This is a genomic window from Actinacidiphila epipremni, from assembly GCF_012034175.1.
GTDB classification, from domain to species: Bacteria; Actinomycetota; Actinomycetes; order Streptomycetales; family Streptomycetaceae; genus Actinacidiphila; species Actinacidiphila epipremni.
Genome location: NZ_JAATEJ010000006.1, coordinates 280777 through 304051 on the forward strand (window position 1 = coordinate 280777; position 23275 = coordinate 304051).

Consider the following 23275-nt stretch of genomic DNA (forward strand, 5'->3'; position numbering starts at 1 on the left):
CTGATGCTCAGGTGGGCTGACGATCGGGGCTGCTGACGGCCGGCCCAGCCCGTCCGCCCGTCCGCCGGCCTGACGGTCAGGGCCGCTGACGATCAGCCCGGCCGGCAGGCTGACGGTCAGGGCCGCTGACGATCAGCCGCTCAGACGTTCCGGGCCAGCCGGGTGGCCGGTGGGCCGAGGACGAGGGAGACGTTGTGGCCGCCGAAGCCGAAGGAGTTGGACATCACGTGGGTGATGCCGGGCGCCGGGCGGGGGCTCTTGCGGATGTGGTCCAGGTCGCACTCCGGGTCCGGGTCGTCCAGGTTGTGGGTCGGCGGGAGCACACCGCGGCGCAGGGCCAGGACGCTGACGCCCGCCTCCACGACGCCCGACGCTCCGAGCATGTGGCCGGTGACGGCCTTCGTGCCGCTGACCGGCGGGGCGTCCGGGCCGAAGACCCGGCGGATGGCCAGGGACTCCGCGCGGTCGCCGATCTTCGTGCTCGTGCCGTGCGCGTTGACGTAGCCGATGTCGGCCGGCTCCAGGCCCGCGTCGGCCAGGGCGCGGCGCATGCAGGCCGCGGCGCCCTCGCCGTCGGGGTGCGGGGTCGTCGGGTGGTGGGCGTCGTTCGTGGCGCCCCAGCCGGCGACGGCCGCGTAACCGGCGGCGCCGCGCGCGTCCGCGTGGTCCGCGCGCTCCAGGACCAGCACGCCCGCGCCCTCGCCCAGCACGAGCCCGTTGCGCCGCCGGTCGAAGGGCCGGCTCGCGCCCGTCGGGTCGGCGGCCCAACCGCGGGCCAGCGCACGGGCGTTGTTGAACGTGTCGGCGAGCGTCGGGAAGAGCGGCGCCTCGCTGCACCCGCACACCACCACGTCCGCCTCGCCCGCGCGCAGCAGCCGCAGCCCCTCGCCCACGGACTGCGCGCCCGCCGCGCACGCCGTCCCGATCGAGGAGCTGTAGCCGCGGATGCCGTGCCGGATCGCGACCCGGGCGGCGCCCATGTTCGGCAGCATCCCCGGCAGCAGATACGGGCTGACGCCCAGCCGGCCGCGCTGCGTGCGCGTCACGACCTGCGCCTCCAGCGTGGCGAGCCCGCCCGTGCCCGACAGGATCACCCCGATCCGGTACGGGTCCACGTCCCGCCCGACCTCGATCCCGGCGTCGGCGAGCGCGTCGGCGGCGGCCCGCAGCGCCATCACGATGTAGCGGTCGACGACCCTGGTCTCCGGCGCCGGCAGCACGGACTCCGGGTCGATCGGCGGCCCGAACGCCCCCACCTCCAGGCTGCCTTCGAGCGCGTGCCCGGCCGGCGGCCGTACCAGCCCCGACCGGCCCTCGCACATCGCCGCCGTCACCTCGGCGGCACTGGTCCCCACCGGGGTGACCATGCCCATCCCGGTGACCACGACCTCCGTGGCGTTCCCGCCCCGCTCACCCGTCATGGCGCCTTCCCTCCACTCACCAGTACGGCCTCGGCCCGATCCCGCGCCCCGGCTCCGGCAGTTGCCTGGTCCACCCGGACCAGCAGGACCTCGTCCGCGTCCCCGTCCTCGACGAGCAGGGCGGCGACCTCCACTCCCGCGGCGGTGTCCCCGACGCACACGACGGGCCCGAACAGGCCCCATTTCGCGGCGACATGACCGGCGACGGCGTTGGGCACGGCCTGGAAGAACATCAACGGGCTGAGCCCGCCGCCGCCTTGGGCGCCGCCCGCACCGCCCTCGACGCCCGCCGCGTCCACCACCGCGGCCACGTGCACCGCGCTCGCCACATCCCCCAGCGCGCTCACCACGACCACTGCCGTGACGGCGTCCGGGGCCGCCTCGGGCCGGCGTTCCAGGCACCGCCGGGCGGCGGCGGCGAAGAGCGGGCTGAAGGACGAGACCACGAAGCCCGGCACCTGCGGCGGTTCGCCGTCCGCCGGGCCCTCCGGCCAGGCACCCGCGGCACATACCGACAGCCCCGCGGCCCCGGCCCGTACGGAAAGCGGCGGCGGCGGGAGCGCGGGTGGCGGCGCGGCGGCCTGCGAACGGGCGGCGGTCATGGCGTACCCACCAGCAGCGCGGTGTTGGCCCCGCCGAAGGCGGAGGTGAGGCTCAGCCCGTACGCGGCGGTCGTCGGCGCGGGCTCGTCGAGGACGAGGCCGAGCCGGCAGTCGGGGTCCGGCCCGAGCCAGCCGGCGTTGACCGGCAGCCGCCCGGCGCGCAACGCCGCGATCGTCACGACGAGTTCGAGCAGCGCGCCGGCCTCCAGGCCCTGGCCGTGCACGGATTTGGTGGAGCTGACGGGTAAGTCCGCGGCGGCCTCGCCGAACGCCCGGTGCAGGGCCGCCGCTTCGGCGGTGTCGCCGGCCGGGGAGCCGGAGCCGTGCGCGTTGACGTAGCCGATCCGCTCGGGGCGCAGCCGCGCGCGGCGCAGCGCGTCGCCGATGGCGCGGGCGAGCCCGGCGCCGTCGGGGCGCGGCTTGCACACATGGTGGGCGTCGCCCGCCCGCCCCCAGCCGGCCAGCCGCGCCAGCGGCTCCGCCCGCCGCTCGCGGGCCGCCGCCGCGGACTCCACGACCGCGGCCACCACGGCGTCGCCCAGCAGCAGCCCGCCGCGCCCGGCGCTGAAGGGGCGGACCCGCCCGTCGCGGGCCAGCGCGCGCCCGGCGTCGAAGACGGCGAACTGGTCGGCGTCCACGAGGTATCCGCCGGCCACCACGATCCGCTCGGCCCGCCCGTGCGCGACCAGCGCGGCGGCGTCGGCCACCGCCGTGCTCGACGCCACGCACGCCGAGGTGTACGCCCGCGCCGCGCCGGACAGCCCGCCGCGCCGGGCGACCGTCCGCGCGAAGCCGTCCGACCCGTGCGCCGCCCGCTCGTGCGCCGGCACACGCGGCAGGTCCGGGTCGCCGTGCACCGCCAAGTACAGCGGGGCACGCCCGCGTTGGGCGGCCGACAGCCCCGCCTGGTCGCAGGCGAGCCCGATGATCCGCGGCAACTCGTCGGCCAGCACGGGTGATCCGGGATGCACCGCGGCATGCCGCACCCGCCGCCCCTCCACCCCGAACCGCCGTACGGGAGCGAAGCCCGACCGCCCCGCGTACGCGGCCTCCATCAACGCCCCGACCCCGACCCCGAAAGCGCTGAGCACCCCGACACCGGTGACGACAACCTCCCCTTCCCCCCGCCGCACCTCACCCACCCCCCGGCTCCTCACGCCGGCCCCCGACCCGCACCCCGCCGGCCGGGAAGCCGCCCGCGCCGGGAACGTCGACCTCGAAGCCGCCGCCCGCGCCGGGGACGCCCGCCGGAGAGCCGCCGGCATCGGAGCCGCCCGCCGGGGAGCCCGTCGCGGGTCCGCCCGCCCGGGAGCCGCCGACCCCCGACCCGCTCGCCGCGGGTTCGCCCGCCTCGGAGCCAACCGCCCCCGGCCCGGCGGCGCTTGGGGCGGTCGTGATGCCCAGCCCGAGCGCCGCGAGTTCCGTCACCACCGCCGAGACGGTCGTCATCCGGACCAGCGCCCCGTCCGGCACGCTGCCGCCGTAGCGCTGCTCGACCTGGTGGACCAGCCACGCCAGTTCCATCGAGTCGACGCTCTCGGGCACCTCCTCCGGCGTGCGCTCGCCGAAGGCGGCGAGTATCGCCACGACTTCCGCGCGCCCGGGAGCGCCGCTAGCGCCGGCCGCGCCGACCGCGTCCGGTGCCACCTCCGGTGCCGCCTCCGGCGCCGCAGGCGTCGCGTGCGGCGAACTCCCCGCCCCGGCGGGCCCGTTGCTCACTGGCCCGCGGCCGGCGCGGACGCCAGGCGCTCGGCGAGCGCCGCGGTGAACTCGCCGACGGTCATCGTGCCCAGCCGCTCCGCCTCGTCCTCCTCGAAGACGATGCCGAACTCCTCCTCGACCCTGATGCCGAGCTCGGCCAGGGCCAGCGACTCCAGGTCGACGCCCGCCGGGCCGAGGGGCGTGTCGTCGTCGACGCCGGCGACGCTGTAGTTCATCTCGGTCAGCGCGCTGAGCACGAACTTCCGGATCTCGTCCGTGGACATCTCGGTGGTCATCGCGGGGGTTCCCTTCCCGTTGGCTTGCGGTTGGCGTGTCACTGGGCGGCGGAGGCGCCGGGCAAGGCAGCGGCGCCGGGCGACGCGGAAGCGCCGGACGAGGCAGATGCGCCGGGCAAGGCAGAAGCGCCGGCCGAGCCGGAAGCCGCAGCCGAGCCGGAAGCCGCGGCACGCAGCGCGGCGAGATCGCGTACGAGCTTGCCTGTGGCCGTACGCGGCAGCCGCTCGACGACATGCAGCAGCCGCGGCCGTTTGTACGGGGCCAGCCGCTCCGCGAGCCCCGCCTCCAGCCGCGCGGCGGCCCCCGGGGCGCCCGGCTCGCGCAGCACCGCGTACGCCTCGATCGACGAGCCGAAGACGACCACCGCCGCGGCCACGTCGGGCAGTTCGGCGAGCGTGTGCTCGACCTCGGTGAGGTCGACCTTCAACCCGCCCACCGACACCTGCGAGTCGAGCCGCCCGAGCACCCGGATCCGCCCGGTCGCCGCGTCGACCCGCCCGCCGTCGCGGGTGTGCAGCCAGCCGTCGGCCCAGCGCGAGGGATCGTCGGAGTTCAGGTACGGCGAGGCGTCCGTGGCGATCAGCAACTCGCCCCGCTCGGACTCCCGCAGCGTCATGCCGGGCGCGGGCGTCAGCTCCGGGCGGTGCGCGCCGAACAGGTCGGTGGCGATGACGCCGACCTCCGTCATGCCGTACATGCTGCCGAGCCGGACGCCGTAACGGCTGGTGAAAGCCTCGTACACCCGGGGCCGCACCAGCTCGCCGCCGGTGGTCATGCCGGTGAGCTGGGGGAGCCGGGGCGGCTCGGCGACCCAGCTGAGCAGGTCGATGTGGAAGGGCACGCCGAGCAGCGTCGTCGGCTCGCGGCCGGCCGCCACCGTCGCCAGAATGCCCTCCGCGGTGGCACGTTCGGGGAAGGCCAGCTTCACCCCGGCGTGCAGCCCGTGCAGCAACCCGCCGACCAGGCCCAGGACATGGACCATGGACGCGAGCGACACGATGCGCTCGCCGGCCCGCGGCACGCCCTCGATCCGTGCGTAGCGGCCGAGTTCGGCGACGACGTCCGCCGCCGTCCGGCCGATGATCTTCGCGGGCCCGGTCGAGCCGGAGCTGAGCTGCACCAGCGCGTGCGGCGTACGGGCGGGGCTGCCGGCGGCCCGGGCGCGTACGGTCGGGCGCTGGTCGTAGAAGCCGCGCGCGGGCCCCGCGGGGACCGGCTCTGCGGACACCACGACCTGCGATCCCAGCCGGCCCAGGGCCTGCTCGGTCTCGAACGGCGTGAGCCGGTGGTCGAGTAACGCGACCTGCGCCCCGGTCCGCCAGCCCGCCAGCAGATGCGCGACCAGCGCGAGCGAGGGCGCCAGGCACAGCGCGGCCGTGCCGCCGGCCCGCAGGCCCGCCCCGGTGAGCGCGTCCTGCGCCTCGCCGACGAGCCGGCGCAGCTCGTCGCGGGTGACGGGCGCGTCGAAGACCAGGCAGACACCCGAGCCGGCGCCGGCCAGCAGGACGTCGTCGACCCAGGACGGGTCGGGCGGCGTCGCCCGGCCGTCACGCGGCGTTGTCGAGGCAGCCTTCATGAAGAACCCGAACCCCATTCCCGTTTCCCGGCCCTCGCGGGGCCGCCGTTCCCGGTTCGTTCCGGTGGCTCTTGCGCGCCGGTCGCTGTGCACGGCACCGGCCTTGTACGTGCGGTGCGCGGCGCCCGGGCCGTACTGCCGCGGCGCGCCGGCCCGAATGCCGGTCAAAGGTCTAGATCGAAAAGGGAGCGACCGAATTTCCCATGCCGAACTTTCAACTCTGAATTCGGCGCTGTCAAGACCCGCCCTGAGTTCCCGGTCTTCCCAGGAATCTCGGTCGTATCAACGCGTCACACGCGACACAAATTCTCTCGTATTGACGTGCCACGACACCCGCCGCTAGCATGGCCGCCAATTGGTCGACTGCCGTAACCCGGCCAGAAGTCGACCACGGAAGTTGCCAGCTCAGCACCACCGCAACACTTCAGGTGATCCCCTAGCCGCCCCTCACGGCTGGGTGCTCCCATTCTCGTGCGGCCGGCCTCCCGGCCCGCGCTTCCGCGCCCTCCTGCGCGTTTTCCCCGGCACTCCGGTACCTCCAGCACTGCCGTACGCACTGCTCCCCGTACTCATCAGGTGCAACTTTTCCCCACCCTCCGGGTGCAACATTTACCCGTGCCCGGAGTATGTGTCACGCATTCCCACATTCCTGTCCAGCTTTCGAGGATTGGCCGTCATTGGAACCTGGGACCGGCGCCGGCCTGAACACGGCCGTGGAGCGCTACTACGACATCACGCTCGATCTCTACGAGGACCTGTGGGGAGAACACGTCCACCACGGTTTCTGGGACCCCGGAGAAGTCCCCGGTGAGAATGGCGCGGATCGGCATGCCGCGACGGACCGGCTGGTCCGTGAACTCGTCGAATTCGCGCGCATACCGGCGAAGTCGCGCGTTCTCGACATCGGTTGCGGTATCGGCGGCCCCGCCCTGCACCTCGCCGGCGCGATGGGCTGCACCGTCGAGGGCGTCACCCTCAGTGCCCGCCAGGCGGCCAGGGCCAACGAGAAGGCGCAGGCCGCCGGCGTCGCCGAGCGCGCCCGCTTCCACCAGCTGGACGCCCTGTCCACCGGCTTCCCCGACGCCTCCTTCGACGTCGTGTGGGCGCTGGAGAGCGTGATGCACCTGCCCGACCGCGCCGCCTTCTTCGCCGAGGCCCTGCGCCTGCTGCGCCCCGGCGGCACGCTCGCGGTCGCCACCTGGGCGGTGCGCGACGGCGTCCTCGACGACGACGAACGCGAGCTCGTCCGGCAGATCCTGCACCACCAGGTCATGCCCGACTTCTCCTCGCTGGAGGAGCACGACCGGCTCGCCCGCGCGGCCGGCTTCGCGGATGTCGCGATCGTCGACTGGAGCCGGGCCGTCGCCAACTCCTGGGACCCGGCCTTCGCGCAGATCCCGCAGTACGACAAGGGCCGCAGCGTGATGCGCCAACTCGCCCGCGAGCGCGGGGTGGACGTCCTCGGCTTCTTCCACGCCGGGCCGCTGATGACCAAGGGCTTCGAGACCGGCGTCATCACCTACGGGGCGCTGCGGGCGACCCGGCCCCGGGCCGCGGGAACGCCCTCCGGCGACTTAGCCGCCGCGGAGTCCGGTGACGCGGACCACCACCCCGCCGGCACGGACCACCTCACCGGCGCGGGCCACCTCACCGGCACGGACCACGCCGCCGGTACGGGCCACCCCGCCGGCACCGGCGAACTCGTCCGCCCCGTCGCCGACTTGCTGCGCGAGATCGTCGGCGAGGACGACGCCTGGCTCGACGCCGTCACCCCCGGCACCCGCGTGGACGCCGAGTTGCTGGTCGAGAGCCATGAACTCGCCGCGTGGAGCGAGGCGTTGCGCGAGCGCTACGGCGAGCGCGTCGACCTCGCCGGCCACGTCGCCCAGCTCGGCATCGACCAGATCATCGCCCTCACCGTCGCCGACGTCGCCGCGTACGTCGCCGCCCGCCGCGACGAGACGCCCGGCGTGCAGGGCGACGCCACCGGCGACGTACACGGGGCCGGGACCCCCGACGTACCCGCGCCACCGCAGCCCGCAGACGGTGGCTGATGGCCCGCTACCTCTTCGTCTCGCTCCCGCTCAGCGGCCACGTCAACCCCCTCGCCGCCGTCTCCCGCGCGCTCGTCGCCCGCGGGCACGACGTCATGTGGGCCGGCTCGGAATCCTTCCTGCGCCCGGTGCTCGGCCCCGACACGCCCATCGCCGCCATCCCGCTGCGGGCGCACCGCGGCCAGGCCGACCGGGGCATGGCCGCGGCGAAGTCGCGCTGGGAGGGCTACATCGTCCCGCACGCCCGGGTGACGCTGCCCGGCATCGAGAAGGCCGTCGCGTCCTTCCGGCCCGACGCCCTCGTCGTCGACCAGCACGCGGTGGCCGGCGCGGTCGCCGCGCACCGCGCCGGGCTGCCCTGGGCGAGCATGGCGCCGACCACCATGGAGCTGACCCGGCCCTACCGCGCCCTGCCCAAGGTCGAGGCGTGGCTCCAGGACCGCATGGCCGAGATCTGGACCGGCGCCGGCATGCCCGGCGCACCCCCGCACGACCTGCGCTTCTCCCCGCACCTGCTGGTCGCCTTCACCGGCGAGGCCCTCAACGGCCCGCTGGAGTGGCCCGGCAACGCCGTGCTGGTCGGCCCGGCCCTCGCCCCGCGCCCGCCCGACACGGCCTTCCCCTGGCACCGGCTGGACCCGTCCCGCCGGCTGGTCCTGGTCACCGTCGGCACGCTCGCCCTGGACCTGGCGCAGGACTTCCACGCCCGGGTCGTCGAGGCGCTGCGCCCGCTCGCCGGCAGCGTGCAGGCGGTCGTCGTGGCGCCGGAGGGCACGGTCGCCGACACCCCCGACGTGCTGGTCCGCCCGCGCGTGCCGGTGCTGGAGCTGCTGCCGCGGCTGGACGCGGTCATCAGCCACGGCGGCCTCAACACCGTATGCGAGACGCTCGCGCACGGCGTGCCGCTCGTCGTCGCCCCCATCAAGGGCGACCAGCCCATCAACGCCGCCCGGGTGGCGGCGGTCGGCGCCGGCCGCCGGGTCAGGTTCGCGAGCGTACGGCCCAAGCCGCTGCGCGAGGACCTGCTCGCCGTCCTCGACGACCCCTCCTACCGCGCCGCCGCCCGCCGGATAGGCGACTCCTTCGCCGCCGCGGGCGGCGCGGACAGCGCCGCGGCGCACCTCGAACGACTCACCCACAGCACACCACGCACGCAAGAAACGGGGGACCCGACGTGAAGACGCTCCGGGACACCTGGCTGGTCTTCCAGCGGCACATGCTGCTGCTCGGCCGGTCACCGCTGTCGATCCTGCTGGGCGTGGCCCAACCGGTCGTCTACATGGCGCTGTTCGCCCCGCTGCTCAAACCCGCGCTCGCCTCCATGGGCGCGGACTCCATGACCGACGCGTACCGCATCTACGTGCCCGGCATGCTCGTCGCCCTCGCGCTCGGCGGCGGTCTCTACGTCGGCTTCGGCCTGCTCGCCGAACTCGCCTCCGGCGTCATCGAACGCGCCCGCGTCACCCCGGTCAGCCGGGTCGCGCTGCTGCTCGGCCGGGCGCTGCGGGACGTCGTCGTGCTGGTGATCCAGGCCGCCGTCATCATCGTGCTGGCCATGCCGCTCGGCCTGTTCGTGCACATCACCGACCTGCTGCTGGCGTACGCGCTGCTCGCCCTGATCACCCTCACCAGCTCCGCGGTCTCCTACGGCCTCGCGCTCAAGGTGAGCGACCCCAACGCGCTCGGCCAGGTCGTCAACAACATCGCCCAGCCGCTCATGCTGCTGTCCGGCACCCTGCTGCCGCTGGCCCTCGCGCCGCTGTGGCTGCGCCGCATCTCGGACGTCAACCCCTTCAGCCGGGCGGTGGTCGGCATGCGGGCGCTGTTCGCCGGGCACGCCGGCGACTCCTCGGTCTGGCAGGGCATCGCGCTGCTGGCCGCGGTCGCGCTCGTCGCCCTCGCGTGGTCGGCCCGGCTCTTCGCCCGCTCCGTACGCTGACCGCCCCGCCCGCCCACACACGACAAGGACAGCCCGATGATCAGAACCAGGGGACTGCGGAAGACCTTCCGCACCGGGCGGCGCCGCAAGTCCACGACCGTGGAGGCGGTCGCCGGCCTGGACCTCACCGTCGGCGAGGGGGAGATCTTCGGCTTCCTCGGCCCGAACGGCGCCGGCAAGACCACCACCTTGCGCATGCTCGCCACCCTCCTGCCGCCCGACGGCGGCGAAGCAGTCGTCGCCGGCGCCGACCTGCGCACCGCCCAGGCCGAGGTGCGCCGCAGCATCGGCTACGTCGCCCAGGGCGGCGGCACCTGGGACGACGTGACTGCCCGCGAGGAGCTGGTCCTGCAGGCCCGCATGCACGGCATCGGCCGCGCCGAGGCGCAGGCCCGCGCCGCCGAAGCCCTCGACGCCTTCGACCTGACCGCCTTCGCCGACCGCAACTGCCGTACGTACAGCGGCGGTCAGCGGCGCCGCGTCGACATCGCGCTCGGTGTCGTGCACCGCCCCAAGGTGCTCTTCCTCGACGAGCCGACCTCGGGCCTCGACCCGCAGAGCCGCTCCCACATGTGGGACGAGATCCGCCGGCTGCGCACCGCCGGCATGACCGTCTTCCTGACCACGCACTACCTCGACGAGGCCGACGCGCTCTGCGACCGGATCGCCATCATCGACGGCGGCGGCATCGTCGCCGAGGGCACCCCGACCGAGCTCAAGCGCGGTATCGCCGGCGAGGTCGTGACGCTGGAGGTCGCCGACCACGCGGCCAAGGCCGCCGAGGTGCTGGCCGCGCTGGACTGCGTACGCAGCGCCGAGGTGCGCGACGAGGGCGACGTACGGCTGTCGGTGGACGCCGGCGAGACCGCGATGCCGCGCGTCATGCGGGCGCTCGCGGACGTCGGCGTGGAGCTGACCACGATCGAGCTGCACCGGCCGACGCTGGACGACGTCTTCCTGACGAAGACCGGCCGCTCGCTGCGGGAGTCCTGACATGGGCGCCACGAGCGAGCCGAGGCAGCCGACGGCAATGGATGCGGCGGCGGCTGCGGACCCGGGCCCGGGCCCTGCCCCGGTCCCGCGGACGGTACGGCGGGCGGTGGTCACCGGCGGCGCCGGATTCGTCGGCTCGCACCTGTGCGACCGGCTGCGGGCCGAGGGCACCGAGGTCGTCTGCGTCGACAACCTGCTGACCGGCAGCGAGGACAACGTCCGGGCCCGGTCCGCCGACCCCGGCTTCACCCTCGACGTCCGCGACGTGTGCGACCCCTTCGACGTGCCGGGACCGGTCGACCTGGTGCTGCACCTGGCGTCGCCCGCGTCCCCGTACGACTACGCCCGCCACCCCGTCGAGACGCTGCGGGCCGGCGCGCAGGGCACGCAGAACGCCCTCGACCTCGCCCGCCGCAAGGGCGCCCGGTTCCTGCTGGCCTCCACCTCCGAGGTGTACGGCGACCCGCTCGTCCACCCGCAGCCCGAAGGCTACTGGGGCAACGTCAACCCGGTGGGCCCGCGCAGCCAGTACGACGAGGCCAAGCGCTACGCCGAGGCCCTGACCACCGCCTACCGCACCACCTACGGCGTGGACACCGTCATCGTGCGGCTCTTCAACACCTACGGCCCGCGGATGCGCCCCAAGGACGGCCGCGCCGTCCCGACCTTCGTCACCCAGGCGCTGGCCGGCGAACCGCTCACCGTCGCCGGCGACGGCTCGCAGACCCGGTCCCTGTGCTACGTCGACGACACCGTCTCCGGCATCCTCGCCGCGGCGACCGCGACCCACCCGGGCCCGGTCAACCTCGGCAACCCCGTCGAGCTCACCATCCTCGACCTGGCCCGCCGCATCCGCGACCTGTGCGGCTCGGACTCCCCGCTCACCTTCGTCCCCCGCCCCACCGACGACCCGGCGCTGCGCCGCCCCGACATCTCGCTGGCCCGCGGGGCGCTCGGCTGGCAGCCGGTCGTCGACTTCGACAAGGGGCTCGCGCTGACGGTGGACTGGTTCAGCCGCCTGGCGTGACGGCCGCGGTGGCCGGCGCGGGCGCCGACGCCGGTGCCTTCGCCGGTACGTGCGAGGCCGCGGGAGCAGTGCTGAGCAGGACGACGGTGGCGACCAACACGCCGGTCAGGCCGCCCAGTTCGAGCAGCACCGAGCGCCGTACGTGCCCACCCTGGTCCTTGCCGCCGGCGCGGCGGGACCGGGCGTGGCGGGCGGCGGCCACCGCCAGGACCAGCACGGCGAGCGCGACCTTGACCAGCAGCAGCCGGCCGTAGCGCGTGCCGGTGACGGCGCCGAGGGTGCCGACCTCGCGGTACGCCTGGACGAGGCCGGTGACCAGCAGCACCGCGACCGCGCCGAGCGCGACCCGGCCGAACCGGCGGGCGGTGTCGGCCAGTTGCGGCTCGCGGTGCCGGAGCAGCAGTACGGCCAGGGTCGCGACCCCGCCGGCCCACACCGCCATGGCCGTCACGTGCAGCGCGGTGAGCAGCACCGCGAGCGGCGCCATGGGCTGGTCCGGCGCGTGGCTGATCTCGCTCCAGGTGAGCGCGAGCAGCACGGCCAGCACGGCGCCGCCCACCGCCCCGGCCCGCCGGTGCCGCAGCACCTGCTCGCCTACCGCCGCGACCAGCGCGAGCAACATCAGCCGCGCCACCAGGGTGTGGCCCACATGGCTCGCCAACGAGGCGGACAGCAGCGCCCGTTCGAAGGCGTGCCCGACCGACTCGCCCTGCGTGGCGGGCCCGTGGACAAGCAATTGCCCGAGCGTGCCGACCAGCAGCACCCCCCACCCGACCCCACCCGGCCACCGCAACCCCCACCACCCGGGCACCCCCTCACCGATGGCCCCCGGCCCGGAGCCCGCGGCATCCCCTCCCGGCACCCCGCCTGCCGTGACTCCGCCGCACTGGCCCTGCTCCGCGGCATTCCCTCTCGTCGCGCCGCCGCCCTCGTCCTCCGCCGCGGCCCGCCCGGACTCCGCCGGCGCGCAGCACAGCCGCACCGCCGTGAAGCCGACCATGCCCGCGAGCCCCGCGAAGCCCAGCCAGATCGCCACGTCGAGGATCGCGTCGGTCGTACGGTCGCCGCCACCGCCGGTCGCGCTCGCCGGCCCGGAGGCCGCGCCGGGGGAGCCCACCGAGAAGGTGAGGGCGCCCGACGTGGTGTGGCCGTCGTCCGTCGCGGTGGTGCGCCAGGTGAGGACGTACGTGCCGGTCCGCAGGTCCGGCGCGAGCCGTACCCGCAGCCGGTCCCCGCCGGGGCCCGCGGCGACTGGCGCGCCCTGCTCCACCCGGCGCCCGCTGGGCCCGACGACGGAGACGGAGCTGAGGCCGAGCGTCACCGGCTCGGAGAAGACCAGCGTGACCTGCGCCGGCTCGTGCGCGAGCACCGCCCCGTCGGCCGGCGAGGACGAGAGCAGCGACGCGTGCGCGGCGGCCGTGCCCGGCGCCGCGATCAGCACCGCGCACGCCAGGACCAGCGCGGCCCCGAGCGCCCGCACCAGGGCGCCCGCCCGGCCGCGCACCCGCCCCGCCGCAACGGCCTGGCGCCCCGCCGCAAGGGCAACGGCCCGCCGCCCCGCCGTACGGTCCCGGCGCCGCCCCCGCGGGCCCCCCGCCACCCCGCCCCGCGCGGTCATGCGCATGATCCCGTCGCCCGCAGCCGCGTGAGCGCCCCGGCCTCGCCCGCCCGGTAGTCCGCCAGCACCGCCGGGTCCGGCGCGAAGCGCCACCGGCCGGCCTGCCAGGCGACGGAGTCCGTCCCCGAGTCGGCGCCGCGGTGCCAGGCCACCCGTACCTCTTCCGCCCCCGCGGCCGTACCGCCGTCGATGACGTACGGCACCCCGAGCGCCGGCCGGCACGCGGCGTTGACGCGTACGAACTCCGCCCGGGGCACGGCCCGTTGGCCCTCGGCGGTCCACAAGTCCCAGGCGCCGCCCCAGTCGCCGCCGGACAGCCGCCCGAACTCCTGCCGGGCGAGGGCGTACGCCTGCTGCGTCTGCGGCCCGCCCAGGCCCGGCCCGTCATGCCGGGACGGCGCCCCGGACCGTACGGCGGCCACGGTGGCGAGCACCAGGCCGGCGGCCCCCAGGACGACCCAGCCGGTACGGATGCGGCGCACGGCCCCTCCTCGACGTCGTGACCGGGCAACGGGATGTGCCGGGAGCGGACGCGCCCGGTACGCGCCCGCTCCCGCCAAGTGGTGGCGCCGAGTGGTCAGTTGGTCAGCCGGTCGGTGCCGTAGTGCTCGATCAGGGACTCGTTGCCCTTGAGGTCCAGATCCGCGGTGAAGGCGAGCGAGTCGCGGATCTGCTCGGTGCTGATCGCCGTGCTCGGCACGCCCCCGAGGGAGTACGTGAAGGACTGGCCCGGCGCGATCTGGCGCTGGTCGAGGGGCACGTCGTGGAAGCCGAGCCGGGCGACGTAGAAGGACGTGCCGTCGCCGCGCGGCACTTCGAGGTAGTCCTGCTGCGGGTGGCCGTAGCTCTGCGTCGCGGTGTAGCCGTGGTCGTCCGAGCCGGAGGGCGCCCGGAAGACCAGGACCGCGCAGTCGGTGGACAGCACGTGCGACGTGGTGTTGGTGAAGACGAAGTTCCAGTCGCCGTACCACTGGTTGCCGGTGAAGGTGACGTACTCCGACAGCCCGACGTTGCTGGTGAAGTGCGTGGTGGGCGGTTCGCTCAGCAGCGGGTTGGCCCCGCTGAGGGGGTGGTCGGTGCCGTTGGCGCAGCGCTCCAGCGGCGCGTTGTACTGGGACGGCTGGCCGGTGGCCACGGCCTGGGTGAAGTCGGCGGGGCCGGCGCTCACCGGGGTGGTCGTGTTCGGGTCGGCGGACGCGGGGCTGCCGCCCGCGAACGCCGCGAGCCCCGCGAGGAGCGTGACGGTGCCGAGACTGGCGGCCAGGCCGAGTCCGGTGGACTTTCCGCGCATGGTGGGTCGTTCCCTTCGGTCGCGAACGATCGGGTGTGCGGCCCGCGGCCTCGCGCCGCGGGCCGGTGGGGTCACCGCGGCCCGGCATCGGAGCACTGGCCGCTTGTTACCTCGTCGACGCGTGGCCGCCCGGCCCGCGGTCCCCGGCCGGACGCCACCCGCCCGGCCGGCTCCACGCCCCGGGCGGCCTCGGCGAGTACCGTCGCACCGCCCCCACGCCGACGCAAGGTCTAAACCAATAAGGTCTGGACCTTTACGCATCCTCGCTGGCCGCAGCGCTGCCGGTCACCCGGCGTACGGCTCCGGGCACGCGAATTGGTCTACACCACAACCCGCCACGCCGGGCCCATGACAACGAACGCCACCGCCCCCGGTGGTCCAGCCCCCGCGCCCGCCGCGGCCCGCCCGGGCCGCCGGGGGACCACCGCGGCCGACCGCAGAAATCCGGCCACCGGCCTCACGGCGAAAACTCGCCGGTGCCCCGCGCCGATCCCGGGTAGGCGCCAGGGAGCAGGACGGCGGCGCGAGGGCGTGACGACCCCCGCGCCGCTCACCCTTGCGCCCGCGCACCCCTTCCGGACGCCCTCCCGGACGCCCTTACGCCCGCTCAGCCGGCCGTCCGCGGCGGCAGCCGGTGCAGGGTGACGCCGGACAGCACCCCGTCCTCGGCCGTCGCCGTCATGTACGTGCAGAACGGCTGCCGCCGCCGGTCGGTCGGCGAGCCCGGGTTCAGCAGCCGCAGGCCGCCCGGCGCGGTGGTGTCCCACGGGATGTGGCTGTGCCCGAAGACCAGCACGTCCGCCCCGCGGAACCGCTCGGCGCAGCGCCGCTCGCGCCCCTGCGCCGGCCCCGTCTCGTGCACCACCGCGAACCGCACGCCCGCCACCTCGGCCTGCGCCACCTCGGGCAGCCGCGCCCGCAGCCCCGGCCCGTCGTTGTTGCCGTACACCGCGACGAGCCGCCCGGCCCGCGCCGCCAGCAGGTCCAGCGTCGCCTCGTCCACCCAGTCGCCCGCGTGGAAGACGACATCGGCGGCCTCGACCGCCGCCAGCAGCTGCGCGGGCAGGCGCCGGGCGCGCTTGGGCACATGCGTGTCGGTCGTCAGCAGCAGCTCCACGGGCGCGCCCTCCTCGGTGATCGCGACACCGCCATCGCAGCACGGACGGTTGCGATTTTCTATGGAACTCGTACTTCCATTCACCTCTGCGGCGGCTGTGGTTCACCGGAAAGTGGTCGGCTGCACCTGTCCGCCGAGCTACGGCGGACAGGGGAGGACGATCATGAACAGCACACGAGCCGGCCGCGCCGCCGGCGCCCGCCGGGCCCTGACCGGCAGGATCATCGCGACGGCGGCGGTCGTCGCCGGCGCGCTGCTCGCCGGTCCCACGGTGCCCGCGCACGCCGCGGACCCCGACGGCACCTACGGTGTCGCCGTGACCTCCGGCCCGAGCGGCGACGCCACCCAGGCCGTCGCCGACGCGCTCGGCAACACCCACACCGCGGGCGTCTACCTCGACAACACCACCCACCGGATGGCCGTCGCCGTCACCGACGAGGCGAGCGCGCGCACGGTGCGCGACGCCGGCGCCGAGGCGCGCCTGGTCACGTACGACACCTCCTACCTCGCCTCGATCCAGACCATGCTGGACGACACCTTCCGCACCCCCGGCACCACCTGGGGCATCGACGTCGCCGCCAACAAGGTCGCCGTGACGGCCGACTCCACCGTCAGCGACGCCGACTACCAGGCCCTCGCGGACGCCATCGCCCCCTACGGCGACGCCGCGACCATCTCCCGGGTCGCCGGCACCACGACCGAGACGGCCACCACCATGGCCGGCGGCTGGTACGTCAAGACGCCCGCCCTCTACTGCACCTGGGGCTTCAGCGTGCGGCTGAAGAGCCAGCCCTCCGTCCAGGGCTTCCTGACCGCCGGGCACTGCACCGTCGAGGCCCGCGACGCCGGCTACACCTACTGGCAGAGCTACAACTCGCAGTACATCGGCTACACCGCCGGCGGCTACTACGACGGCAACGACTTCGGCTGGGTACGCAAGGACACCAGCGCCATCACCTTCAACGGCGGCGTCGCCATCAACAAGAGCGGCGGCATCCAGGACATCAACACCTCGCGCGACACCAAGCTCTACGAGACCGCGTGCGCGTTCGGCGCGACCACCGGCTACGGCTGCGGCTTGGTCGGCGCGAAGAACCAGACCATCAACTACACCGACGGCAGCCGGGTCACCGGCATGGACGTGCTGTCGATGCGGCGCAACCCCGGTGACAGCGGCGGCCCGCTGTCCATCGGCAAGGCCGCCGTCGGCATCCTGTCCGGCTCCAACGGCTCGGGCGGCCTGTCGTACTTCCAGCCCGTCAACGAGGCGCTGGCCTGGTACGGCCTGGAGGTCTACTGAGCCGCCCGGCCGGCGGCACCGGGCCGGTCGACTCGCGTACGACCAGCGGGGTGGCCAGCTCGACGTGCAGGGTGTCCACCGCATGGCCGGACACCAGGCGCATCAGCAGTGAGACGGCCATCCTGCCCATCTCCTCCAGGGGTTGACGCGCCGAGGTGAGCAACGGCGTGGTGGAGGACGCCAGTTCGCTGTCGTCGAAGCCGGTCACCGACAGGTCCTCCGGCACCCGCAGCCCCCTGCTCCTGGCCGCCCGCAGCGCGCCCGCCGCCGTCTTGTCGTTGAACGCGACGACGGCGGTGGGTGGTTGCGGGTGGTCCAGCAGCGACAGCGCCGCGCGATGGCCGTGGTCGGCGGTGGGCTCCTCGACGTGCCGCACCAGCCCGGGGTCCAGCAGGATGCCGATCTCGGCGAGCGCGGAGGCGTAGCCCACCAGCCGGTTGCGGCTGGCGAGCCAGTCCTGCGGGCCGCCGACGAAGCCGATACGGCGGTGGCCGAGCGCGGTCAGGTGCCCGGTCAGCCGGCGCGCGCCAGCCGCGTGCGCGGCCGACACCGAGGCCACGTCCTCGGGCAGTTCGGCGCGCGGGTCGATCACCACCAGCGGGTAGTGCCGGGCGTGCAGCGCCGCCAGCTCCTCGGTGGAGCTGGGCGGCAGGACGAGCACCGCGCCCGCGATGCCGGGCCGGCGCGGCAGGTCCGGCAGCGACACCGACGACCGGCTCCGCTCGCTCACGCCCGCGTGCACGACCGCCTGCCGGCCGTGCAGCTCCAGCGTCTCGATCACCGAGGTCACGATCGTGCCGAAGTAGTCGGTCAGCATGTACGGGCAGTACACGAACACCGCCCCGGCCGCGGCCCCTTGGCCGCCGGGCACCGAGACCGACGCCTCGCCCAGCCGCTGCGCCGCCCGGCGCACCATCTCCTGCGTCGCGGGAGCCACCGTGGCCCGCCCGTTGATCACCCGGGAGACGGTCGCGACGGAGACGCCCGCCTCGTCGGCGATGGCCCGGATCGTGACCCGCGCGCCCGGCCGCCTACCCACCCGGGACAGAGCTCCCCTTCATGCCGCGACAGTCTAGAGGAGCCGCGCTGCTGCCGCGTTTGCGTCATCTCTTGACGTGCCATGCGTCAGCTGGTCGGATCGGCTCCCAGGAGCCACGGCCGCCCGCCCGCCGCACCGCCGGAGCACGGCCCGTACATCCCGCTGCGTCCCGCCGCATCCCGCGCACCACGGCCGCGGGCCACCGGCGCGGCCGTCCCTTCAACTCCTGTACGAGAGCCGGGCCGTGCGGGCGCCCGGCGCGAGTCGTCGCTGCCGATCCTGAACGCACAGGTCAGGGCGGGCGGCGCACTGGATGCGAGTAGTGACGCCTTATCTACTAGTAAAGTTTCCTGACAAAAGCCTTGACGCCGTGTCGTGTACACGCGCAGACTCCCGCTTGCCCGGCCGGAACACCCCCACACCTTCGGCCCCTTCGGAGCCCTCATGCGCGTCAAACACAGCATCGCCGCCGTCGCAGCCCTCGGCCTCGCCGCCGGCGGCGCCCTCCTCGGCGGCGCCGGCAGCGCCCAGGCGGCGGGCCCGGCCCTGCCCGCCCACTTCGCCGCCCCCTACCTCCAGATCGACGGCAACACCGCCAACGACATGGCGGCGGACATGAACGCCACCGGACTGAAGTACTACACGCTGGCCTTCCTCATCCCGCGCTCCGGCTGTACCCCCTACTGGGAGGCCAGCGGCGAGGGCATCGGCGCGTACACCTCGCAGATCAACGCCCTCAAGGCGGCCGGCGGCACCGTGATCATCTCCTCCGGCGGCGCCGAGGGCGGCGAGCTCGCCCAGACCTGCACCTCGGTGTCGTCCCTCACCGCCGCCTACGCCAACATCGTCAACACCTACGGCATCAACCGCCTCGACTTCGACATCGAGGGCGGCACCCTCGGCGACACCGCCGCCAACCAGCGCCGCAACCAGGCCCTGGCCGCGCTCCAGGCGCAGAACCCCGCCGTCCAGGTCGCCTACACCCTCGCGGTCGACCCCGGCGGCCTGCCCTCGCAGGAGTACAACGTCCTCAGCGACGCCAAGAGCAAGGGCGTCAACGTCAGCGCCGTCAACATCATGACGATGGACTTCGGCAACGGGCAGAACGCCCTCAACGACGCCCTGTCCGCCGCCCGCGGCACCGCGAGCCAGCTCGCCGGCCTCTACGGCATCTCCACCTCGGCCGCCTACGGCCGTATCGGCCTGACCCCCATCGCCGGGCAGAACGACGACAACGAGTACTTCTCGCAGTCCGACGCCCAGACCCTGGAGAGCTTCGCCGCCACCAACGGCGTGCAGGAGCTGTCCTTCTGGGAGGTCGACTACTACGACAAGGGCACCGGCTACGCCTACTCCCGCATCTTCAACCAGATCACCGGCGGAGGCGGCACCACCCCGCCCCCGCCCGGCGGCGGCGGGACCGGCCAGATCACCGGCTACGGCAACAAGTGCGTCGACGTCGCCGGCGCCAACTCCGCGAACGGCACCGCCGTCCAGCTCTACGACTGCAACGGCAGCAACGCCCAGCAGTGGACGGTCGGTTCTGACGGAACCGTCAAGGCCCTCGGCAAGTGCATGGACGTGACCGCCGCCGGCACCGCCGACGGCACGAAGGTCCAGCTCTACGACTGCAACGGCTCGGCCGCCCAGTCCTGGCAGCACCAGTCCAACGGCGAGCTCATCAACACCGGTTCGGGCAAGTGCCTGGACGCGACGGGCCCCAGCTCCGCCAACGGCACCCGGCTGCAGATCTGGACCTGCTTCAACAGCTCCAACCAGCACTGGAACCTGCCCAGCTGAACCCGTGGGCCGGCCGCCGCCACGGCCGGCCCGCGCGGCGGAGCACGTCCCCTCCCGGCCCGCCACGGGCCTCGACCGGAAGGAAGCACGCATGCTCTCCGGACGTCTGCGCACGGTCCTTTCCACCCTCGCGGTCGCCGCCCTGGCGCTCTTCGCGGGCCTGTCCCTCGGCACCGCCGACTCCTACGCAGCCGCCACCGCCTCGGGCCCCACCGCGGCCCAGCTGCTGGCCAAGACCTCCTCCTGCTCCCAGGTCTCCAACGGCCGCTACGCCACCGACGACGGCGGCGCGGCCACCGTGCCGATCTGCGCGAGCGGCTCGGCGTACTACTGGACCTCGGACATGGACATCGACTGCGACGGCATCACCACCGCCCACTGCAGCCCGTCCACCGACCCCTGGTACCAGGCCCAGACCTCCTTCACCACCTCCACGGGCTCGTACTTCACCTCCGACGTCACGCGGTACTTCGTCATCCCGCTGCCCAGCAGCCGCTTCGACTACCAGGCCCGCGGCATCACGCCCGGCAGCGTCGCCGCGGTCGTCTACAACGGCAAGGTCGCGTACGCGGTCTTCGCCGACGAGGGCCCCGACGACATCATCGGCGAGGGCTCGTACGCGCTGGCCACCGCGCTCGGCATCGACCCGAACCCCGCGACGGGCGGCACGGAGGGGCCGGTGACCTTCATCGTCTTCCCCGGGCACGTCCCCAACCCGGTGGAGAACAACTCCGCGATCGACTCGGCCGGTTCGTCCGCCGCGACCGCGTGGGTCGGCTCCGGCGGCACCACCCCGCCTCCGCCCGGCGGCGGTGCCACCGGGCAGATCACCGGCTACGGCAGCAAGTGCGTGGACGTCGCGGGCGCCAACTCGGCGAACGGCACGGCCGTCCAGCTCTACGACTGCAACGGCAGCAACGCCCAGCAGTGGACGGTGGGTTCTGACGGTACGGTCAAGGCGCTCGGCAAGTGCATGGACGTGGCGTCCGCGGGCACGGCCGACGGGACGAAGGTGCAGCTCTACGACTGCAACGGCTCGGCAGCGCAAGCCTGGCAGCACCAGTCCAACGGCGAGCTGGTCAACACCGGTTCGGGCAAGTGCCTGGACGCGACGGGTCCCAGCTCCGCCAACGGCACCCGGTTGCAGATCTGGACCTGCTTCAACAGCTCCAACCAGCACTGGAACCTGCCCGCCTGAGACCCGCCGGCCCGGTTTCCCGTCCCCGCGGGGGGTGCGCCCGCGGCGGCCGGGGAACCGGGCCGGCGTCTTCGCGTGCGGCCGTCCGACGCGGCCCGGGCGCGGGGGACTTCACGCGTGCGGGGTCGCCGGCACCGCCTGCTGCGCCGCCCAGCGGTCCACCCGCTCCCATTGCGCCATCAGCCACTCGCTGCGTGCCGCGTCCCCGCGCGGGACGTCCGCAGCCGGCACCCGCCACCAGGTCGCCCGCACCGGGCGGCGCAGCGGCAGGAAGGACCAGGCCGCGCGCGGCGAGGCGATGACGTCCAGCCCGGCGTGCGCGACGAACACCACGTCGGCGTCCGGCGCGGCGGCCAGCGCCGCGAGGCTCCCGGTGTCCCGCGGCGGCAGCACGTACCGCAGCCGGGCCGCCCGCGCGGCCTGCCGGTGCCGGCCGAGGCGGTGCAGCCGGGCCACGGCCCGCCGGTGCCGGCCCGGCGTGAAGTTGCCGCCCTCGGGGAAGATCACCAGCGCCTCCGGCGCCCGCAGCCCCGCCGCGAGCCCCGCGACGGCCTCGCCCGCGGTGCCCCGGGCCGGCGGCAGGAAGCAGTGCGGGACCCGCCCGAGCAGGACGTCCAGGCACGGATCGGCCCGCAGCATGCCCTTGAGCACGGTGCACGGCAGCAGCCCCGCCTCCGTCAGCAGCATCTGGAGCAGCAGGAACGAGTCCCCCAGCCCGGCGTGCCGCACCAGCACCACCAGCGGCACGTCCGGCCGCCGCCCGCCCGCCGGCAGCGCGGGCACGACCTCCACCTCCAGCCGGAACAGCCGCCCGGCGACCCGCCGCAGCACCCGCAGCAGCCGCCCCAGCAGCCGGTACGCCCCGCGCGCCCGCCGCTCCCGCGCCGCCGCCCCCGGCAACGGCGCCCGCAGGAACTGCCCGCCCGCCGCGAGCACCCCCACGAGGTCCACGACCAGGTAGACCAGCGCGAACACCCCCATCCGCGTCGCCCGCCAGGCCCCCCGCCCCGCCACGGAGACCGGCGCCCCGAGCACCGTCACGACGACCACCACGGCGGCGACCACGGGTATGAGCGCCACCACGCAACCCACCCCCACCACCCGCCGCCCCGCGGTGACCAGCGCCCCGCCGACCCGCCCGAAGGCCCGCCCGAACGCCCGCGCGACACGGGCCTCCCCGCTCACGGCCGCTCCCGTAGGCGACGGAGCCTGCCCCTGCCCCCACCCTGCCGCCTCCGCGCCCGCGGCGCGCGGCCCGCCGCCTGCCCCAGCCGCTCCCTCCGCCCCCGCGGCGGCAGCCGCCGGCTCGCCCGGCGCGCAGGCGTCCGCGCCGCTCACGCCCCGCCGCCCGAGGCCAGGGCGGTGTCCAGGTAGCGCGCGGAGGCCGCGTACGCGCGCTCGATGCGGTCGGCGGTCTGGCCGAAGGCCCGGTGGCGCAGTTGGCTCAGCGTGCCGCCCGACGCCTCGGCGGCGTACGCGCCGCTGGGGAGGACGTGGACGGTGACGTCCGGCGGCAGGTCGGCCATGTCGCGGGCGAAGCGGTGCCGGCGGGCGATCTCGAAGGCGACCGTGGCGACCTGCCAGGGCAGCCGCGGGGGAGTGAGGGGGCGTTCGATGCGGCCGACCTGCAGGACGTAGATCTCCCGGGCGCCCAGCGCGACCGCCCGGCCCACCGGGATGCTGTTGACGAGCCCGCCGTCCACGAAGTGCTCGCCGTCCAGCCCCACCGGCGGCAGCAGGCCCGGCACCGCGGACGACGCGAGCACCGCCTCGACCAGCGGCCCGCGGTCGAACCAGTGCTCCGCCGCCAGCTCGATGCTCGCCGCGACGCACTGGAACGGCACCGCCAGCTCCTCGATACGCGCCACCGGCAGATGCGTGGCCAGCAGTTCGCGCAGCGGCGCCGGCGTGTAGAGGTGGGTACGGCTGCGGACCGCGGTCGTCACCCGCCCCACCAGCGAGCCGGTGAAGACCCCCGCCCGCCCGAGCCCGGTCCACAGGTCGATGAGCCGCCCGACGGACGCGCCCGAGGGCTCCGCCGCGACCGCCGCGCCGTTGATCGCCCCGACCGAGGTGCCGAGCACCATGCCCGGCCGCACCCCGGCCGCGAACAGCGCCTTGAGCATGCCGACCTCGTACGCCCCGAGCGCGCCACCGCCGCCCAGCACGAACGCCGGGCCCTCCGCCTTCCGTTCCGCACGTCCCATGCAGGGCCGCGTTCCCGCCCGCCGCCCCGCCAACCAGCCCGTACGGCCCAGGCAGCCGCGAGAGCGTCAGCGCCGAGAGCCCCGGCCCGCGCAAG

Annotated in this window: 21 protein-coding genes; 8 read left to right on the forward strand and 13 right to left on the reverse strand. The window is 75.0% G+C overall.

Annotation, left to right across the window (positions count from 1 at the left end; all coding sequences use genetic code 11):
• Nucleotides 1-140: 140 nt before the first annotated feature.
• The 6 genes from HCN08_RS11210 to HCN08_RS11230 all read right to left on the reverse strand — a co-directional run bounded on the left by HCN08_RS11210 (nt 141) and on the right by HCN08_RS11230 (nt 5615).
• Complete coding sequence (locus tag HCN08_RS11210) at nt 141-1421, reverse strand: beta-ketoacyl-[acyl-carrier-protein] synthase family protein (protein ID WP_167982825.1); 1281 nt, start codon at nt 1419-1421, stop codon at nt 141-143.
• Nucleotides 1418-2023, reverse strand: coding sequence for a hypothetical protein (locus HCN08_RS11215; RefSeq protein WP_206318619.1), 606 nt, complete (start codon nt 2021-2023; stop codon nt 1418-1420). The genes HCN08_RS11210 and HCN08_RS11215 overlap by 4 nt, the downstream gene beginning before the upstream one ends.
• Nucleotides 2020-3165: a beta-ketoacyl synthase N-terminal-like domain-containing protein gene (locus HCN08_RS11220; RefSeq protein WP_322974377.1), complete on the reverse strand. Its 1146-nt coding sequence runs from the start codon at nt 3163-3165 to the stop codon at nt 2020-2022. Before HCN08_RS11220 ends, HCN08_RS11215 begins: the two co-directional genes overlap by 4 nt.
• Nucleotides 3158-3610, reverse strand: a complete 453-nt coding sequence (locus tag HCN08_RS35235; RefSeq protein WP_240969979.1) for a hypothetical protein — start codon at nt 3608-3610, stop codon at nt 3158-3160. The genes HCN08_RS11220 and HCN08_RS35235 overlap by 8 nt, the downstream gene beginning before the upstream one ends.
• 128 nt (nt 3611-3738) lie before the next feature.
• Entirely contained in the window at nt 3739-4020 is a 282-nt protein-coding gene (locus tag HCN08_RS11225) for an acyl carrier protein (RefSeq protein WP_240969980.1), read from the reverse strand.
• A gap of 38 nt (nt 4021-4058) precedes the next feature.
• Complete coding sequence (locus HCN08_RS11230) at nt 4059-5615, reverse strand: class I adenylate-forming enzyme family protein (protein WP_240969981.1); 1557 nt, start codon at nt 5613-5615, stop codon at nt 4059-4061.
• Between the two features lie 659 nt (nt 5616-6274).
• On the opposite strand from HCN08_RS11230, the gene HCN08_RS34760 reads away from it, so the two are divergent.
• From HCN08_RS34760 to HCN08_RS11255, 5 genes are read left to right on the forward strand one after another with little or no spacing between them, the layout of a single operon-like run.
• On the forward strand, nt 6275-7651 hold the full coding sequence (locus HCN08_RS34760; RefSeq protein ID WP_206318620.1) for a methyltransferase domain-containing protein: 1377 nt from the start codon (nt 6275-6277) through the stop codon (nt 7649-7651).
• A complete protein-coding gene (locus HCN08_RS11240; RefSeq protein ID WP_167982827.1) occupies nt 7651-8829 on the forward strand; it encodes a glycosyltransferase in 1179 nt (392 codons plus the stop codon). Before HCN08_RS34760 ends, HCN08_RS11240 begins: the two co-directional genes overlap by 1 nt.
• A complete protein-coding gene (locus HCN08_RS11245) occupies nt 8826-9590 on the forward strand; it encodes an ABC transporter permease (protein ID WP_167982828.1) in 765 nt (254 codons plus the stop codon). Before HCN08_RS11240 ends, HCN08_RS11245 begins: the two co-directional genes overlap by 4 nt.
• A gap of 36 nt (nt 9591-9626) precedes the next feature.
• Nucleotides 9627-10583 (forward strand): ATP-binding cassette domain-containing protein, encoded by a 957-nt coding sequence (locus HCN08_RS11250; protein ID WP_167982829.1) that lies wholly within the window; start codon nt 9627-9629, stop codon nt 10581-10583.
• 1 nt (nt 10584) lies between these two features.
• Nucleotides 10585-11610, forward strand: coding sequence for a UDP-glucuronic acid decarboxylase family protein (locus HCN08_RS11255; protein ID WP_407648738.1), 1026 nt, complete (start codon nt 10585-10587; stop codon nt 11608-11610).
• Here the strand turns inward: HCN08_RS11255 and HCN08_RS11260 are convergent.
• The 4 genes from HCN08_RS11260 to HCN08_RS11275 all read right to left on the reverse strand — a co-directional run bounded on the left by HCN08_RS11260 (nt 11594) and on the right by HCN08_RS11275 (nt 15636).
• The gene (locus tag HCN08_RS11260; RefSeq protein ID WP_167982830.1) at nt 11594-13114 is read right to left on the reverse strand and encodes a copper resistance CopC/CopD family protein; all 1521 of its coding nucleotides are present in this window, start codon (nt 13112-13114) and stop codon (nt 11594-11596) included. The two genes, HCN08_RS11255 and HCN08_RS11260, sit on opposite strands and share 17 nt — an antisense overlap.
• Before the next feature lie 110 nt (nt 13115-13224).
• A complete protein-coding gene (locus HCN08_RS11265; RefSeq protein ID WP_167982831.1) occupies nt 13225-13710 on the reverse strand; it encodes a hypothetical protein in 486 nt (161 codons plus the stop codon).
• Between the two features lie 95 nt (nt 13711-13805).
• Nucleotides 13806-14519, reverse strand: a complete 714-nt coding sequence (locus tag HCN08_RS11270) for a hypothetical protein (RefSeq protein ID WP_167982832.1) — start codon at nt 14517-14519, stop codon at nt 13806-13808.
• Nucleotides 14520-15126: 607 nt separating this feature from the next.
• Entirely contained in the window at nt 15127-15636 is a 510-nt protein-coding gene (locus HCN08_RS11275; protein WP_167982833.1) for a metallophosphoesterase family protein, read from the reverse strand.
• 163 nt (nt 15637-15799) lie between these two features.
• Here HCN08_RS11275 and HCN08_RS11280 point away from each other — a divergent pair, with 163 nt between their 5' ends.
• Nucleotides 15800-16936: a S1 family peptidase gene (locus tag HCN08_RS11280; RefSeq protein WP_167982834.1), complete on the forward strand. Its 1137-nt coding sequence runs from the start codon at nt 15800-15802 to the stop codon at nt 16934-16936.
• On the opposite strand, the gene HCN08_RS11285 is transcribed toward HCN08_RS11280, so the two are convergent.
• Nucleotides 16896-17975 carry a LacI family DNA-binding transcriptional regulator gene (locus tag HCN08_RS11285; protein WP_167982835.1) on the reverse strand — a complete coding sequence of 360 codons (1080 nt, stop codon included), beginning with the start codon at nt 17973-17975 and terminating at the stop codon, nt 16896-16898. The two genes, HCN08_RS11280 and HCN08_RS11285, sit on opposite strands and share 41 nt — an antisense overlap.
• Before the next feature lie 444 nt (nt 17976-18419).
• On the opposite strand from HCN08_RS11285, the gene HCN08_RS11290 reads away from it, so the two are divergent.
• Both HCN08_RS11290 and HCN08_RS35240 read left to right on the forward strand, forming a co-directional pair.
• Nucleotides 18420-19775, forward strand: coding sequence for a chitinase (locus HCN08_RS11290; protein WP_206318621.1), 1356 nt, complete (start codon nt 18420-18422; stop codon nt 19773-19775).
• Between the two features lie 91 nt (nt 19776-19866).
• A complete protein-coding gene (locus HCN08_RS35240) occupies nt 19867-20973 on the forward strand; it encodes a glycoside hydrolase family 75 protein (protein ID WP_167982836.1) in 1107 nt (368 codons plus the stop codon).
• Nucleotides 20974-21084: 111 nt separating this feature from the next.
• Here HCN08_RS35240 and HCN08_RS11300 read toward each other — a convergent pair whose 3' ends face one another.
• Nucleotides 21085-22158, reverse strand: a complete 1074-nt coding sequence (locus tag HCN08_RS11300) for a lysophospholipid acyltransferase family protein (RefSeq protein ID WP_167982837.1) — start codon at nt 22156-22158, stop codon at nt 21085-21087.
• Nucleotides 22159-22307: 149 nt separating this feature from the next.
• Complete coding sequence (locus HCN08_RS11305; RefSeq protein WP_167982838.1) at nt 22308-23180, reverse strand: patatin-like phospholipase family protein; 873 nt, start codon at nt 23178-23180, stop codon at nt 22308-22310.
• Nucleotides 23181-23275 lie beyond the last annotated feature (95 nt).

What these genes read in the sequence shown, in the direction of transcription:
- HCN08_RS11210 (WP_167982825.1), bottom strand. Translation starts at nt 1,421, where the DNA reads ATGACGGGTGAGCGGGGCGGGAACGCCACGGAGGTCGTGGTCACCGGG.
- HCN08_RS11215 (WP_206318619.1), bottom strand. Translation starts at nt 2,023, where the DNA reads ATGACCGCCGCCCGTTCGCAGGCCGCCGCGCCGCCACCCGCGCTCCCG.
- HCN08_RS11225 (WP_240969980.1), bottom strand. Translation starts at nt 4,020, where the DNA reads ATGACCACCGAGATGTCCACGGACGAGATCCGGAAGTTCGTGCTCAGC.
- HCN08_RS11230 (WP_240969981.1), bottom strand. Translation starts at nt 5,615, where the DNA reads ATGGGGTTCGGGTTCTTCATGAAGGCTGCCTCGACAACGCCGCGTGAC.
- HCN08_RS11240 (WP_167982827.1), top strand. Translation starts at nt 7,651, where the DNA reads ATGGCCCGCTACCTCTTCGTCTCGCTCCCGCTCAGCGGCCACGTCAAC.
- HCN08_RS11250 (WP_167982829.1), top strand. Translation starts at nt 9,627, where the DNA reads ATGATCAGAACCAGGGGACTGCGGAAGACCTTCCGCACCGGGCGGCGC.
- HCN08_RS11255 (WP_407648738.1), top strand. Translation starts at nt 10,585, where the DNA reads ATGGGCGCCACGAGCGAGCCGAGGCAGCCGACGGCAATGGATGCGGCG.
- HCN08_RS11270 (WP_167982832.1), bottom strand. Translation starts at nt 14,519, where the DNA reads ATGCGCGGAAAGTCCACCGGACTCGGCCTGGCCGCCAGTCTCGGCACC.
- HCN08_RS11280 (WP_167982834.1), top strand. Translation starts at nt 15,800, where the DNA reads ATGAACAGCACACGAGCCGGCCGCGCCGCCGGCGCCCGCCGGGCCCTG.
- HCN08_RS11290 (WP_206318621.1), top strand. Translation starts at nt 18,420, where the DNA reads ATGCGCGTCAAACACAGCATCGCCGCCGTCGCAGCCCTCGGCCTCGCC.
- HCN08_RS35240 (WP_167982836.1), top strand. Translation starts at nt 19,867, where the DNA reads ATGCTCTCCGGACGTCTGCGCACGGTCCTTTCCACCCTCGCGGTCGCC.
- HCN08_RS11305 (WP_167982838.1), bottom strand. Translation starts at nt 23,180, where the DNA reads ATGGGACGTGCGGAACGGAAGGCGGAGGGCCCGGCGTTCGTGCTGGGC.